Genomic DNA, 13,524 nt, shown 5'->3' with positions numbered 1-13,524 from the left:
ACCGCCCCCGGACGAGAAGAGTTCCGGGCTGTGCCAGCGCCCGGCCATCGAAGCGGCGCCGGCCGTCGATGGCGTATCGGAAGGGGGTCCCGGCAGTGTGGCGGCGCCGGGGACGACCGGCTGGGGTGAAGAGGCTTTCCGACCGCTACCCGGGCAGGGCCGGCAGGACGTACGCCTCCGTGCCCTGCCGCAGCAGCTCCCGGTGGCTGGCCTGGAGCGCGGGGCCCGGACGGCAGCCGTACTCCTCGTCCAGGCGCCGGCGCGTCCGTTCGAAGAGGTCCAGGGCCTCGGCGGTCTGTCCGCACCGCCGCAGCGCGTGCATCAGCAGCGCCACGAGGGGCTCGGCCTGGGGGTGCGCGGTCACGAGCCACGACAGCTCTCCGAGCACCTCCGCGTGGCGCCCGGCCCGCAGTTCGGCGCCGTAGAGCTCGGTGAGGGCCCCGAGTCTCTCCCATCCGAGGGACTCGCGTACGCCGTCGAGCCAGCGGTTGCCGACACCGCCGAACGCCGTGTCGGCGCGCCACAGGCCGACGGCCGAGCGCAGCAGGTCGGTGGCCGCGAGGTCGTCGCCGACGGAGGCGGCACGCCGGGCCTCCTTGATCAGTCGGCGCATGCGGTACACGTCGACGCGTTCCGGTGGCGCCTCCAGTACGTAGCCGGCGTGGTCGCTGCGCCGGAGCCGGACGTCCGGCAGCGGCGCGAGCAGTGTGCGGAGCCGTGACACGTACGCGTAGAGCGCGCCCCTGCCCGCCGGCGGCGACTCGCCGTCCCAGACCCGTTCGATCAGCGAATCGATCGGGACGGGCCTGCCCGCGTTGAGCGCCAGAACCGCGAACGCGGTGCTCTGCTTCGGGGGCCCCGCGGAAACGAACACCCCGTCGGCCATGATCCCGATCCGTCCCAGTAGCAGTATCGCCGTGCCATCTCTCATGTCGCGCGATCCCCCGTCGTCCCCGTTGTCCCCGTCGTGCCTTTCGTGCCCGGCGTGCCCGGCGTGCCCGGCGTGCCGTCGTGCCGTCGTACCCGGCGTGCCCGATGTGCCGTCGTGCCCGTACCCGGCCCGGTGTCCCCCCGGGCCCGGTGCGCGCGGCCGACCGGGTGTGGCCCGCCCGTGTCAGCTCTTCACAAGATTCCCGCAAGCCGACGCCACCACTATCTCCCCGCACCCGACGTCGAAAAGACCGACGGGCTCACCGACCCCCGTCTGTCTCGCACACCATGATCTGGCTCGCCGAGGGGATGGAGATACCGACGTGCATATCCTGTTGCTCGGATCCGTGGAACTACGTCTGCCCGACGGAACGTCGCCGCACATCGGCGGGGCGCGGCGGCGTGCGACGCTGGCCGCCCTCGCACTGGAGGTCAACCGGGTGGTGTCGGTCGACCACCTGGTCGACCTCATCTGGGACCAGGCGCCGCCGCCGAGCGCCAGAGCCGTGCTCCAGGGCCATGTGGCGCGTCTGCGCGCGCTGTTCGACGACACGCTGCGGCTCACCACGCGGGCCCCCGGATACATGCTCCAGGCGGACCCGGACCGGATCGACGTACACCGGCTGCGGGCCAGGCTGAAGGAGAGCGAGACGGCCCCCGACCGGGAGGCCGTACGGACCCTGTTCCACTGTCTCAACCAGTGGCGCGGCCCGGTGCTGGACGACTGCGACTCCCGTACGCTGCGCGAACAGTCGGGCCATGCGCTGGAGGAGACGCGTGTGCGCGTACTGGAGGCGCTGGCGCAGCGGTTGCTGCGGCTCGGCGAGGGCCACCGGGTCCGCGCGGAGCTGGCCGACGCGCGGCGCGCACGTCCCCTGAACGAGCATCTGGCGCGCCTGTTGATGCTCTGCCTGCATCAGGAGGGCAGGGTCGCCGAGGCCCAGTCCGTCTACCACGACGTCCGCGCGCGGCTGGCGGACGAGACGGGACTGGAGCCGGGCCCCGAGCTGCGTGAGGCCTTCGCCCGGATTCTGCGCCCCCGGGATCCCGGACCGGCGTCCGGCGTCCCCGCCGCCGTCCGGGTGGCGCCGCCACGGGACGGGCACGAACGCCCCGGCCCGGTGGCCGCCGTGGCCGAGCCGGGGCGGGAGGGCATCCAGCACGCCCGCGCGTCCGAGCCCGAAGGCGGTTTCCCCGGGGGCGGGTTCCCCGGGGGCGCCTTCCTCGGCGACGGCTACCTCGACGCCGGTGAACGGGTGGCGGCCGTGGCGGGACGCGACGCCCCGGTCCTGGCCACCCGCGCGTTACCCCGCCGCCCCGCGGACCCCGCCCCGCGTCCGTCGCCCAGAACGACGGTCCTCCACTGGGGCCTGACGCTGATCGACGGCGTCAGGGACCAGGCGGACTACGGGGAGATGCAGCTCATCGACCATGCCCGGGCGCTGGGGATGACGTGGGAGCAGCTCGCGGGAGCGCTCGGCTACGGCGGGCACTGCCAGGCCCAGGCGCGGTGGCGGCAGCTGCGCGACCGCTGGCCCGGCTACCAGCCGGTGTCCGAGGCGCGGACGGCGGCCGGTCGTCAGCAGGCGGAGGGCAGTACGGCGGACGCCTGGTCGTTCGCGCCGCCCGAGAAGTAGACGAGCGGGACCCAGCCCCACCGGCCGTTGTCGGCCATGGTGAAGGCCCACCAGCTGTTGTAGTAGCCGCTCGCGTGGAAGTAGGCGGGGGAACCGTCGTTGTGGTAGGAACGGCACTGCCCGGTGAACCAGTTGGCGCGTCCGCCCTCGTACAGGTAACCGACGACGGGCTGTCCCGCGAAGGGCCAGCTGTACACGGGCACGTTGCCCTTCCACAGGCCGCACACGTACTGCGGGCCGTACGCGCTCGTACGGCCGTTGGCCACGCAGGCGCCGGGGTCGCCGGCCGCGAGCGCCGAGGCCGTGGGCGCCGGGCCGGTGAGCACCAGTCCCGCCGTGAGCGTCAGCGTCGCCGCCGCCGCCGCGCTGAAGATCCTGCGCATCACACGCATCTGTTCCCCCTGATCGGATCGTCGAGCCGGGGAGGCCGGACCGCCCCACCCGCGCCGGGATGCTACGGGAGGGGCGCCTCGCGGGTACCTGACAGACGTCAGGGTGACCGGGGCCCCGGCCGCCGGAGGTGAGCGGACGGCCGAGCGGGATCCCGTCCGCGCGATGGGAGTTGCCGAAGCCGCCGCGCGGAACACCGGTACGGAGCCCGTCCCGCGCGGGGAGGGACCACCCCTCCTGACACCGCCGCGCGTGCCGCCGCCCCCGGCCGGTGGCGGCCGAGGACGGCGGGACGGTGGCGTTACGGCGCCATCTTCTCGTACGCCTTACGGCGCCATCTCGTACGCCCCGGAGAGCGCCTCCACGCGCTGCCAGACGCGGGCCGAACGCGCCTCGTCGACGACCGGGCGCCGGACGGCGGCCAGCGACCACAGCTGCTGCCGCTCGGTGGCGGAGTCCTTGCCGTGCAGCTCGACGGCGTGCGCGGAGAAGTCCCGTACGAGGACGGCGAAGAGCTCGTCCAGCACGTCCTCGTCCAGCCCGGTCAGGCCCGCCTGCTCCAGGATCAGCTGGCCGTGCACGACGAGCGCGAACAGCTGCCCCACGGCGAGGAGGAGGTCCAGGTCGCGGCTCTGCTCCTCGTCGGGGGCCGCGGTGGTGACGAACTCGCAGAGCGCGTCGGCCTGCTCGCGGAAGCGGGCGACGTTGGGCAGGTGGGCGTACGCGTCGTAGGCGGTGCGCCAGTCGTGGAAGCGTACGGAGCCCAGGCCCCTGGCCGGGCCCTGGCGGAAGAGGAACGCGTCGTCGGCCGCGTCCAGACGGGTCGGGACCGGCTCGTACTCCGCGGGGGCCAGCAGGTGGTTGCGCATGAACTTCAGGATCAGCGCGAGGTTGACGTGGACCGTGCCCTCCAGCTTCGGCAGGCCGCGGATCTCGACGGCGGCCTGGGCGAAGTAGTTGTCCTTCTCGAAGCCCTTGGCGGCGATGACGTCCCACATCAGGTCGATGACCTTCTCGCCCTCCGTGGTGACCTTCATCTTGGTCATCGGGTTGAAGAGCAGGTACCGGCGGTCGTCGGGGCCGGCGGAACGGAAGTAGTCGACGGCGCGGTCGCTGAACAGCTTCATGCCGACGAGACGGACGTACGCGTCCGTCAGCTCGCGGCGTACGTGCGGGAACGCGGTGACGGGACGGCCGTAGAGGACGCGGTTGTGCGCGTGGGTCACCGCCTCGTACATCGCGTGCTCGCAGATGCCGATGGACGCGGTACACAGGTTGAACTTGCCGACGTTGACGGTGTTGAGCGCGGCGTCGAAGGCGGCCCGGCCGGTGTGCAGGACGTCCTCCGGCGCGACCGGATAGTCCTCCAGGCGGAATTCGCTGACGTACTTGGACGAGTCCACGACGTTCTTGACCAGCTGGTACGCCGGGTGGCGGCTGTCGGCGGCGAAGAAGACGTAGCCGTCAGGGCCTTCGACGTCGGTGCGGCGGCCGAAGACGGAGACGAGACCTGCGGCGTTGCCGTTGCCGATGTAGTACTTGGAGCCGGTGGCCCGGAAACCGCCCTGGCCGTCGGGCTCCAGCAGCATGTCGGTGGAGTAGATGTCGGCGCCGTGCGTCTTCTCCGACAGGCCGAAGGCGAACACCTCGCCCTGGTCGAGGAGCTCCGCGGCGCGGGCGCGGGCGTCGGCGTTGTCGCTCTGCCAGACCGGGCCGAGGCCGAGGATGGTGACCTGCCAGGCGTACCAGTAGTCGAGCCCGTAGAACCCGAAGATCTCGTTGAGGGCGGCGATCCGGGCGGTGTCCCACCGCTTGTCCTGCTGCCCGTCGGCGGCGGACGCGGGGGTGAGGAAGGTCGCGAACAGCCCTTCCTTGGCGGCGAACGCGAGGAAGTCGCCGAGCCAGGCCCGGGAGCGGTAGTCCTCGATCAGCCGGCGCTTGCCCCGGTCCTCGAACCAGTCGACGGTGGCGCGCAGCAGTCGGCGGGTCTCCGGGTCGAAGTGCGCGGGGTCGTAGGTGCGCGGGTTGAACAGCAGCGGGTCGGCCATGGATGTCCGCCTTTCCGGCTTGGGACGAGGGGTCATGAGGGTGAGGGTGGTGAAGGTGGTGAGCGTTGGTGAGGGTGGTGAGGGTTGGTCGTGGCGGCTCGGGCCGTCAGCGCGGCGGCCCGAGCCCGCGCAGGGTGGTGAGGACGTCGTCGAGCCAGGCGAGCGTCATCCGCTCGTACGCGATGCCGCCCCGGAGCACGACGTGCTGGAGCTCGCGCCCGGGATCGGGCGGGCCGCCGGAGCCGGCGCCCGCACCGCCGCCGGGCGGTCCGGTGAAGTCCCGCTCCTCGCCCGCGAGGTAGTGCGCGAGGCGCTCGGTGTGCGCCTGCCGGTACCGCTCCACCTCGCGGATCAGCGCGGCGGGATCGTCGAACGCCGCTCCCCGGATCTTCACGGCGAGGTCGTGGCGCACGCTCTCGGGCTCGATCGGCTCGTGCAGCCACCCCGAGAGTGCGGCCCGTCCGAGCTCGGCGACGGAGTACTCCTTCTTGTCCGGCCTGCCCTGCTGCGGCACCTCCCGGACGTCCACCCAGCCGTCGCTCTCCATGCGCTTGAGCACGCGGTAGATCTGCTGATGGGTGGCGGTCCAGAAGTACCCGATGGACCGCTCGAACCGCCGGGCCAGCTCATAGCCGGAGCCCGGCTTCTCCAGCAGGGACACGAGGATCGCGTGTTCGAGCGCCATACCCCGATCCTCATATGCAACTCGTTGCACAAACAAGCGCCCCCGCCGGGGTGAGACGCGGCTCACCCCGGCCCATGGCGCACGGTGCCGGTCGGGAGCGCGTCCGCCCGACCGGCACTCGGCGTCACCGCGATCGTGAACCGGCGCGGCGCCGGTGGCGCGCACGGGCGAGGTCGTGCGCCGCACGGAGGAGGCCACGGGCCGCTTCCCCGCTCCGCGCGCCCGGGTTCACGACGGCCAGCCACCCGAGGTCGCCGTAGACGGGGTGGGCCATCACGGTGTCGGCCGTGCTCGGGTCGACACCGCTCGCGCCCGGTGCGACACCGCTCGCGCCCGGTTTACGGGGCTCGTGGCCCGTCCACCGGACGAAGCTCTCCCTGCCGGCGTTGACGTTCAGGCGGAAGCCGCCGGTCCGGGAGAGACCCGCGGCGTCGTCGCCGGGGTAGTCCTTGGTCACGATCGTCGCGAAGGGCTGGGCCGTGTCACGAACCGTGCCGTCCGGCGCGTAGAAGAAGAACACGTCACCCCAGGCGATCTCGGGCGAACCGTCGCCCGGCCCCGGCCTGCGTGTCAGCACCCCGCCGAGGGTCTCAACGAACTGGATGATCTCGTCGATGCTCATGTGCTCTAGCGTTCCATTGACGTGCTTGTGGAGACCTGGGACCGAAAAGACGGGGTAGACCGATGGAAAGTCGCAACTCGCCCCGCCTGCGGACCGTCGATGTCGCGCGACGCGCCGGGTGCTCCGTCCAGCAGGTGCGCAACCTGGAGCGCGACGGTGTACTGCCCCCGGCCGCCCGCACACCCGCCGGCTACCGGATCTACGACGAGTCCCATGTGCGTTCCGCGCTGGCCTACCGCGCCCTGGCGGCGGGCACCGGTCCGGTCGAGGCCCGGAACATCATGCGCGCCGCGCACGCACACCCGGCGCCGGGCCTGTTCGCCCGCGTCGACGCGGCCCACGCCCGACTCGCCGAGGAGCGCCGCGGGCTCGAACAGGCGAGAGAGGCGGCACGGGCGATCGTCGCGGAGCCGCTCGCGGACACACGCCCCTCGGACGCCATGAGCGTCTCCGAACTGGCCGACGCGCTCGGCGTGCGCCCCTCGGCCCTACGGCACTGGGAGGCCGAGGGGCTGCTGAAACCAGGCCGGGGCCCCGCGAGCGGAGCGCGCCGCTACACACCCGCCGACGTGCGGGACGCGCGGATCGTCCACCAACTCCGCCTGGCCGGCTACCGGATCCCGGCCCTCCAGGCCCTGATGCCGGAACTCCGCGCCGCACGCCGCCGGAACGACGTGATCGCCGCCCTGGCCGCCCGGGACGCGAGCATCGAAGCGCGTTCGAGGTCCCTCCTGGAAGGCGCGGCCGCACTCTGGACCCTGATCGCCCCACAGCCGCACCGGTAAGACTCCGGCGAGGCGAGCCGTGGCGCGGAGCGGCGAGACGAGCCGTGGCGCGGCCGGCCGACATGCGCCGCCGCGCGACGCCCTGGGACCCGAGGGCGTGCGCCGCCCGCGCTCCCGAGCGCTCCGCCCGGCATCTTCCCCGCGCCGCCGGGGCCGTCGACCATGGCGCCATGCAGGGATCGGGCCCGCCGGACTGGTGGATCGCCGTCGTCGCCATCGCGATCGTCCTCGGCGTCATCGAGCGGCTACGGCCACTCGGCCCCGGCGAATGCCGTCGGTGCCGAGGGAGGGGCGGTCACCACTACAAGGACAGCACCGGCACCACCTGGTACAGCTGTTCCGCCTGCGACGGCACCGGGAAGACCAGGCGGTAGCGGGGGGCCGCCACCACGAGAGCGGTCCGGCCCCGCTCCGTCCACGGCCCGCCGGAGAGAACCGGCGGTGAGCCGCCCGGAAACCGCCGGTCAGGCCGTGCGGGCTATCCCCCAGCCGGGTGACACGGCCCCTGTTATGGTGCGCCGATGTCATCGATCAAGCAGTTCCAAGTCACCTTCGACTGCGCGGAACCCGAGCGTCTCGCCCGCTTCTGGTGCGAGGTGCTGGGGTACGTCGTATCGCCGCCGCCGAAGGGGTTCGCCACGTGGGACGATTTCGATCGCTCCCGGCCGCCTGAGGAGCAGGGTTCATGGTTCGCCTGCACGGATCCCTCAGGCGTGGGCCCGCGACTGTTCTTCCAGCGCGTTCCCGAAGGCAAGGTCGTCAAGAACCGGCTCCATCTCGACGTGCGGGTCGGCACCGGGCTCGTGGGCGCGGAGCGCCTCGCCGCACTCGAGGCCGAGTGCGCACGACTGGTCCCGCTGGGCGCGGTACGCGTGCGACTGCTGGCTGACGACCATGATTCGTGCATCGTGATGCAGGACATCGAGGGCAACGAGTTCTGCCTCGACTGATCACCTCCGCCGGGTGGGCGCCGACGGACACCGCCGACATCCAGCAGGCCGATGGCCGCACGGGGCCCACTCGGCGACCGAGACCGAGACCGCGACGGCGACCTCGACCGCGAGGCGGTCCGGATCCGGGTGTCCGAGTGCGATGAGTTTCGCCATGGTTCCTCGTCTGTATTCACGACACCATCCACCGCACCGCACGCGAGGAGAGCACCATGACCGCCATCTACACCTGGGACGTCTTCTCCACCCTCGACGGCTACGGCTCCTACGGTCCCGACGGCGACTGGGGCGGCTACTGGGGAAAGCAGGGCCCTGAGTTCCTCGACAACCGCCTGGCCGTGATCGGCGAAGAGCAGCGGATGGTCCTCGGGAGCAACACCTTCCGGCAGTTCGTGGAGCTGCTCGGCCCGATCCCGGAGGCCGACCTCGACCCGGTGAACTCCCGGATGCGCAGCATGCCCACGACGGTGGTGTCGACGACGCTCGCAGGACCTCTCACCTGGCCGGACGTGACCGTCGTGGCCGGCGACGCCGTCGATGTCGTCGCCCGGCTCAAGAAGGAGTCCGAGGTGCCGTTGCGCTCGCACGGCAGCCTGTCGTTGAACCGGGCGCTGATGGCCGCAGGGCTCGTCGACCGCGTCCAGGTGACGATCTTCCCTGTGATCAGCGGACGGACCGGGACCGACCCGGTCTTCAAGGGCTCGGCCGACTTCGACCTTGAGCTGCTCGAGAGCAGGACGTTCGACGGCCGCATCCAAGAGCTCGTCTACCGGCCCACCGCGCACGGCTGAACACCACCGCGCACCGCGCCGGGCCCGGCAGCCGAGATCGGTGCGCGGCCTCGGGGCGGGGGTCAGCGGATGCGGCCGCCGTGCAGTTCCAGACGCTGCCCCGGGAACCGCTGACGGAAGCGGCGGTCGTGCGAGACCGCGACCACCGCTCCCGGGTACGCCGCGAGCGCCGCCTCCAGGTCCTCGACCAGGTCCAGCGCGATGTGGTTCGTCGGCTCGTCCAGCACGAGGAGGTCCGCGGGCAGGGTCACCAGGGTCGCGATCTGCAGCCGCCGCCGCTGCCCGGCGGACAGGGCCGCGACCGGGACGTACAGGTCCTCCTCACGGAACAGGCCCAGCGTCATCAGCTGTTCGGCGAACTCCTCCGGCAGCCCGGGCCGCCCGGCCGCGAAGGCGGCGAGCAGCGGGAGGCGCGTGGAGCGCGCGGGCAGCTCCTGCGGGAGGTACCCGATCCGGGCGGGGCGGCGCACCGCGCCCGCATCCGGCTCCAGGTCGCCCGCCAGGACGCGGAGCAGCGTCGTCTTGCCCGCCCCGTTCCCGCCCGTGACCAGCAGCCGTTGCCCGGGGTCGACGGCCAGTCGCCCGTCCAGTCGGAGGCGCTCGCCGACCGTTACGCCGTCGAGCTCGGCGACGGGGTGTCCCGTGCCCGGGCGGAGAGGCGCGCTCGGGGCGGGGCGCTCGCCGGGACGGTCGTCGCCCGCCACCGACAGCGCCGCCGTGAACCGCAGCGGTGCGGGCGGCGCCGCCACCGGGTTGCGCCGCAGGTGGGCCAGCCGCTCGCGGACCGCGCGTACCCGCCCTCCGAGCTTCGCCTCGTGCGAGCGGCGGTGCTTGCCGAAGCCCTGCCCCGGGTCCTTGCCGGTGGTGGCCAGCCGCCTCCCTGCGGCTTCGAGCAGCTCCTCGGTACGGGCCACCTCCTGGAGCCAGTCCGCGTGTTCCTGCTCGGCGCGCCGTCGGGCGGCTGCCTTCGCGGTGCGGTAGCCGGCCCAGCCGTCGCCGTACCGGCGCACCGTGCGCGCGTCCCGGTCGACTTCGAGGATCGTGGTGGCGATGCGCTCCAGGAAGCCGCGGTCGTGGGTGACCGCGACGACGGTGCCGCGGTGCGCGCGCAGATGCTCCTCCAGCCAGCGCACGGCCGCCGCGTCGAGGTGGTTCGTCGGCTCGTCGAGGAGCAGGAGTTCGGGGGCGGCCGCCAGTACGCAGGCGAGCGCGAGCCGTGACTGCTCGCCGCCGGAGAGCGAGCCGAGCGCGCGGTCGCGGGTGATCCCGGCGAGCCGGAGCCCGTGCATGGCGGTGTCGACGCGGTGGTCCGCCTCGTATCCGCCGCGTTCCTCGTACGAGGTGAGCAGTTCGCCGTACGCGGCGAGTTCGTCCGGTGACGCGGCGCCGAGGCGCGCCTCCGCCGCACGCAGCCGGCGCTCCATGTCCCGGAGTTCGGTCAGGGCGAGGTCGACCGCGTCCTGCACGGTGCGGTCCGGGTCGAGGTCGAGGGTCTGTGCGAGGTGGCCGACGCCACCGGGGAAGTCGACGGTGATCTCCCCGGCGTCCGGCGCCTCTGCCGCGGCCAGCAGCCGCAGCAGGGTGGACTTGCCGGAGCCGTTCTCGCCGATGACGGCGGCCTTCTCGCCCGGGCGGACGGTGAGGGAGACGTGGTCGAGGACGGTGCGGGTGCCGTAGGACTTGGTGACGTCCTTGACGGACAGCTGCGCCACGGCAGCGGGTACGGCGGTATGGGCGCGAGCGCGCATGTGACTTTCCCTGGAGTACGAAGGGTCTACGGGCGGCGGAAACGGCGGCGTCGGCCGTGCCCGGACTCAGAGGGAGAAGAAGAAGGCCACGAATCCACCATAGCAAGACGATGCGTCTCGTCTCTAGTCGTTCTGCCTCACGAGGTCCGTGGCCCCCGTGACCCCCGTGACCCTCTCCCCTCCCCCCTCGGAGGCACCCGGCTGGTCCGGGCGACGGGCACGGTGTCGACAGCCCGCCTAGCATGGGATGAAGCGATCGTCCCGAGCGGTCTGGTGTGTCGAATGAAGCGACCCGCTGAGAGTCCCGAAGCGGGGGAACTCCTGGGTCGTGGGCGTGAGCAGGACCGGTTGCGTGAGGCCCTCGCCCGGCTGCGGGCCGGTGACGGCGGGCTGTGGCTCGTCGAGGGGGACGCGGGCGCCGGCAAGACGACGCTCGTCGAGTCCGTTCTGCCGCCGCGGCTGAGCGTGCTGCGAGGCGGCGGGCCGGATCGGGGGGTCCCGTACGGACCGCTCAGGACCGCACTCGGCGGTCGCCTGCCGGAATCCGCAGCGGAAGCGGCAGCGGGATCGGGTGACGTACCGGCGGTGGTGAGGGACGAGTTCGAGCGCCTGGCGCGGCAACGGCCCACCGGTGGTGTTCCTCGACGACCTGCAGTGGGCGGACGCCGCGACACTGGCCGTGCTGGACAACTGGGTGGCGCCTTCGACGGGGCTGCCCCTCCTGGTCATCGGCGCGTTTCGCAGTGACGAACTACCGCGTGGGCACCCGGTGCGCGACCTGCGGTCCAGGTTGCGGCGGGCCCCGTCAGGACGGGAACGGCATGTGCGGCTCGGGCCCCTGGGACCGGAGGACAGCGGTCTGCTGGTGCGACGCCTTCTGGGAGGCACGGTCACGCAGGGTGTCGTGGACGTCGTTGTGCGCCGGGCCCACGGCCTGCCCTTCTACCTGGAGGAACTCGCGGCGGCGGTCGCCGAGACAGGGGACGCGCAGGTGGTTCCCGAGTCGGTCACCGACGCCGTACTGCAGCGCATGGCGAGGCTGTCGGAGCGGGCGGGGGCGGTCGCCCAGCTGGTCGCCGCGAGCGGTGCGGTACGGCTCGACGTCCTGGCCGACGCCGGCGCGGAGGAGGCGGTGGTCGAGGAGCTGTTCGACGCCGGTGTGCTGGTGGAGCCTCCCGGAACCGCAACAGCCACCGCAACCGCAACCGCAACAGGAACTGCACCGGGAACGGGAACTGCAACCGGAACGGGAACCGGAACCGGAACCGCGGTCCGGGCCGGTGGCGCTGGCGGCACCGGCCACGCCGCCTTCCGCCATGCCCTGATGGGCGAGGCGCTGTACGCGGCCACCCCCTGGTCGCGGCGCCGTCGGCTGCACGCGACACTGGCGCGGGCCATGGAGGTACGCGCTGAGGCGCCCGCTCTCGCGGCGGCGCACTGGGAGAAGGCCCATGAGCCGACGCGCGCCTGTCCGCTGCTGCTGGCCGCCGCCGAGGCCGCGTGCCGGGTCCACGCGTACCGCGACGCGCTGAACGCGATCCGGCGCGCCCTCGCCCTGTGGCCCGCCGGGTCGGACGCCGCCGCCCGGCTGCGTGCGCTGGACCGGCTGGGCGAGTGCGCCGCCCGGTGTGGTGAGACGGGCGAGGCCGCCCGCGCCTGGGAGGAGGTCGCGAGCGCCTACCGGACCATGGGCGACCACGCCGCCCTGGCTCGGGTCGCACGGTGCCTGGCCGGCGTCTACGAGCTGGCGGACGACTGGCCGCGCGCGCTCGCCGCCCGGTACGTCGCCGTCGATGGGTTCACCAGGACGGGCCGGCGGGCCGAGGCGGCCGCGGAACGGCTGGCCGCTGCCTCGCACCTGCACTCCGCCGGTGATCTGACCGGGGCGATGCGCCTCGTACGGGAGGCGTGGCAGGACATCGACGCGGCCGCGCTCGACGGGGCGGCCGAGCTCCGCGTACGCGCCATGGGCATGGAGGGGCTGATCAGGACCAAGCTCGGCGACGGAGCGGCCGGAATCGACCTGACCGGTCGAGCACTCGACCTCGCCCTGAGCCGCGGTCTGGACGCGCTGACCGCCGACCTCTACTACCTGCACGCCGACGCGCTCGAACAGCGCACCGACTACCGGGCCGCACTGGACGCCTGGACCGACGCGCTGTCCTTCTGCCGCACCCGGGGCCTGGACGCCGACGCCCACGAGCTGTTCGGGCTGGAGATCGACACCGGATGGGGCCTGGCCAGGACCGACGCGCTGGACCACGACGACGTCAGTGCCTCCGCACGGCTGCGGGAACTCACCGCCCGTTGCCGAGCCCGCGAGGAGCACCACTACTCCGTCGCCGCTCTGCGCTGGGCCTCGACGTACTTCGCCCGTCATGGGCTCCGCGAGGACCTCGGCGCGTGCACGGATGTCCTGGCCCGTATCGCCGCCGCCACGGGCACCGCGGAGGCGACCGGCGCCCTCGCGCACGCCCTGGCGGAGAGCGCCCTGCTGGAGGGCGACGTCCGCCGGGCCGCCGACCTGACCTCGCGGGCGCCGCCCTGTGGATGCCGCCGCACGTGCAGCAGGCGTTCGACGACAGGGCGGACGAGTTCGCCGCTGACGTCGAACGCGTCACGGAGGAATGCGCCCCGGCCGTCATGGAGTTGCTGACCCTGCTGGACGACCACCACCCGCACGAGCCGCATTGCTACCTGCCCATCATGGGCGCCCGCCCCGAACACCAGGGGCACGGCATCGGCGCGGCACTCCTCGACACGCTGCTGGAGCAGTGCGACCGCGCGAAGCTGCCCGCCTACCTCGAAGCCACGAGCACGCGCAACGAGTCCCTTTACGCCCGCCACGGCTTCCACACGGTCCGGGATCTGCCTCTGCCCGGCGGGCCCGCCCTGCACGCCATGTGGCGCGAGCCGGACACCTGACGTAACGACGGCA

General features: G+C 73.0%; 14 protein-coding genes. 8 read left to right on the top strand and 6 right to left on the bottom strand.

Features of this window, described 5'->3' with window-relative positions:
* Window positions 1–145 precede the first annotated feature (145 nt).
* The gene (locus ACGF5U_RS20670; RefSeq protein WP_392711355.1) at window positions 146–931 is read right to left on the bottom strand and encodes a BTAD domain-containing putative transcriptional regulator; all 786 of its coding nucleotides are present in this window, start codon (window positions 929–931) and stop codon (window positions 146–148) included.
* Window positions 932–1,253: 322 nt separating this feature from the next.
* Between ACGF5U_RS20670 and ACGF5U_RS20665 the strand changes: the two genes are divergently transcribed.
* The gene (locus ACGF5U_RS20665; protein WP_392711354.1) at window positions 1,254–2,567 is read left to right on the top strand and encodes a BTAD domain-containing putative transcriptional regulator; all 1,314 of its coding nucleotides are present in this window, start codon (window positions 1,254–1,256) and stop codon (window positions 2,565–2,567) included.
* Here the strand turns inward: ACGF5U_RS20665 and ACGF5U_RS20660 are convergent.
* The 4 genes from ACGF5U_RS20660 to ACGF5U_RS20645 form a co-directional block, all read right to left on the bottom strand.
* A complete protein-coding gene (locus ACGF5U_RS20660; protein ID WP_392711352.1) occupies window positions 2,510–2,959 on the bottom strand; it encodes a hypothetical protein in 450 nt (149 codons plus the stop codon). The two genes, ACGF5U_RS20665 and ACGF5U_RS20660, sit on opposite strands and share 58 nt — an antisense overlap.
* Window positions 2,960–3,283: 324 nt before the next feature.
* Entirely contained in the window at window positions 3,284–5,005 is a 1,722-nt protein-coding gene (locus ACGF5U_RS20655; protein WP_392711351.1) for an acyl-CoA dehydrogenase family protein, read from the bottom strand.
* Window positions 5,006–5,111: 106 nt separating this feature from the next.
* A complete protein-coding gene (locus tag ACGF5U_RS20650; protein ID WP_392711350.1) occupies window positions 5,112–5,690 on the bottom strand; it encodes a PadR family transcriptional regulator in 579 nt (192 codons plus the stop codon).
* 124 nt (window positions 5,691–5,814) lie between these two features.
* Window positions 5,815–6,312, bottom strand: coding sequence for a DUF6194 family protein (locus ACGF5U_RS20645; RefSeq protein WP_392711349.1), 498 nt, complete (start codon window positions 6,310–6,312; stop codon window positions 5,815–5,817).
* 62 nt (window positions 6,313–6,374) lie between these two features.
* Here ACGF5U_RS20645 and ACGF5U_RS20640 point away from each other — a divergent pair, with 62 nt between their 5' ends.
* The 4 genes from ACGF5U_RS20640 to ACGF5U_RS20625 all read left to right on the top strand — a co-directional run bounded on the left by ACGF5U_RS20640 (window position 6,375) and on the right by ACGF5U_RS20625 (window position 8,838).
* A complete protein-coding gene (locus ACGF5U_RS20640) occupies window positions 6,375–7,097 on the top strand; it encodes a MerR family transcriptional regulator (RefSeq protein WP_392711347.1) in 723 nt (240 codons plus the stop codon).
* A gap of 170 nt (window positions 7,098–7,267) precedes the next feature.
* Window positions 7,268–7,471, top strand: coding sequence for a hypothetical protein (locus ACGF5U_RS20635; RefSeq protein ID WP_392711346.1), 204 nt, complete (start codon window positions 7,268–7,270; stop codon window positions 7,469–7,471).
* Window positions 7,472–7,618: 147 nt separating this feature from the next.
* Complete coding sequence (locus tag ACGF5U_RS20630; RefSeq protein ID WP_392711345.1) at window positions 7,619–8,047, top strand: VOC family protein; 429 nt, start codon at window positions 7,619–7,621, stop codon at window positions 8,045–8,047.
* A gap of 212 nt (window positions 8,048–8,259) precedes the next feature.
* A complete protein-coding gene (locus tag ACGF5U_RS20625; protein WP_392711344.1) occupies window positions 8,260–8,838 on the top strand; it encodes a dihydrofolate reductase family protein in 579 nt (192 codons plus the stop codon).
* Window positions 8,839–8,900: 62 nt separating this feature from the next.
* Here the strand turns inward: ACGF5U_RS20625 and abc-f are convergent, their stop codons facing one another.
* The gene (gene abc-f, locus ACGF5U_RS20620; protein ID WP_392711343.1) at window positions 8,901–10,586 is read right to left on the bottom strand and encodes a ribosomal protection-like ABC-F family protein; all 1,686 of its coding nucleotides are present in this window, start codon (window positions 10,584–10,586) and stop codon (window positions 8,901–8,903) included.
* Between abc-f and ACGF5U_RS20615 the strand changes: the two genes are divergently transcribed.
* Genes ACGF5U_RS20615 through ACGF5U_RS20605 form a run of 3 tightly spaced genes read left to right on the top strand, consistent with a single transcriptional unit; the run spans window position 10,569 to window position 13,511 of the window.
* Window positions 10,569–11,333 (top strand): AAA family ATPase, encoded by a 765-nt coding sequence (locus ACGF5U_RS20615; RefSeq protein WP_392711342.1) that lies wholly within the window; start codon window positions 10,569–10,571, stop codon window positions 11,331–11,333. The two genes, abc-f and ACGF5U_RS20615, sit on opposite strands and share 18 nt — an antisense overlap.
* Window positions 11,218–13,242 carry a hypothetical protein gene (locus tag ACGF5U_RS20610; protein WP_392711942.1) on the top strand — a complete coding sequence of 675 codons (2,025 nt, stop codon included), beginning with the start codon at window positions 11,218–11,220 and terminating at the stop codon, window positions 13,240–13,242. The genes ACGF5U_RS20615 and ACGF5U_RS20610 overlap by 116 nt, the downstream gene beginning before the upstream one ends.
* On the top strand, window positions 13,230–13,511 hold the full coding sequence (locus ACGF5U_RS20605) for a GNAT family N-acetyltransferase (protein WP_392711340.1): 282 nt from the start codon (window positions 13,230–13,232) through the stop codon (window positions 13,509–13,511). The genes ACGF5U_RS20610 and ACGF5U_RS20605 overlap by 13 nt, the downstream gene beginning before the upstream one ends.
* The last annotated feature ends 13 nt before the right edge of the window (window positions 13,512–13,524 follow it).

It is taken from the genome of Streptomyces sp. NPDC047886, from assembly GCF_043204435.1.
In the GTDB taxonomy this organism is placed as follows: Bacteria; Actinomycetota; Actinomycetes; order Streptomycetales; family Streptomycetaceae; genus Streptomyces.
This window is presented reverse-complemented; position numbering and strand designations above follow the sequence as displayed.

Excerpts from the sequence above, each read along its gene's own strand:
- ACGF5U_RS20670 (WP_392711355.1), bottom strand. The coding sequence starts at position 931 with ATGAGAGATGGCACGGCGATACTGCTACTGGGACGGATCGGGATCATG.
- ACGF5U_RS20660 (WP_392711352.1), bottom strand. The coding sequence starts at position 2,959 with ATGCGTGTGATGCGCAGGATCTTCAGCGCGGCGGCGGCGGCGACGCTG.
- ACGF5U_RS20655 (WP_392711351.1), bottom strand. The coding sequence starts at position 5,005 with ATGGCCGACCCGCTGCTGTTCAACCCGCGCACCTACGACCCCGCGCAC.
- ACGF5U_RS20650 (WP_392711350.1), bottom strand. The coding sequence starts at position 5,690 with ATGGCGCTCGAACACGCGATCCTCGTGTCCCTGCTGGAGAAGCCGGGC.
- ACGF5U_RS20645 (WP_392711349.1), bottom strand. The coding sequence starts at position 6,312 with ATGAGCATCGACGAGATCATCCAGTTCGTTGAGACCCTCGGCGGGGTG.
- ACGF5U_RS20640 (WP_392711347.1), top strand. The coding sequence starts at position 6,375 with ATGGAAAGTCGCAACTCGCCCCGCCTGCGGACCGTCGATGTCGCGCGA.
- ACGF5U_RS20635 (WP_392711346.1), top strand. The coding sequence starts at position 7,268 with ATGCAGGGATCGGGCCCGCCGGACTGGTGGATCGCCGTCGTCGCCATC.
- ACGF5U_RS20630 (WP_392711345.1), top strand. The coding sequence starts at position 7,619 with ATGTCATCGATCAAGCAGTTCCAAGTCACCTTCGACTGCGCGGAACCC.
- ACGF5U_RS20625 (WP_392711344.1), top strand. The coding sequence starts at position 8,260 with ATGACCGCCATCTACACCTGGGACGTCTTCTCCACCCTCGACGGCTAC.
- ACGF5U_RS20615 (WP_392711342.1), top strand. The coding sequence starts at position 10,569 with ATGGGCGCGAGCGCGCATGTGACTTTCCCTGGAGTACGAAGGGTCTAC.
- abc-f (WP_392711343.1), bottom strand. The coding sequence starts at position 10,586 with ATGCGCGCTCGCGCCCATACCGCCGTACCCGCTGCCGTGGCGCAGCTG.
- ACGF5U_RS20605 (WP_392711340.1), top strand. The coding sequence starts at position 13,230 with ATGGAGTTGCTGACCCTGCTGGACGACCACCACCCGCACGAGCCGCAT.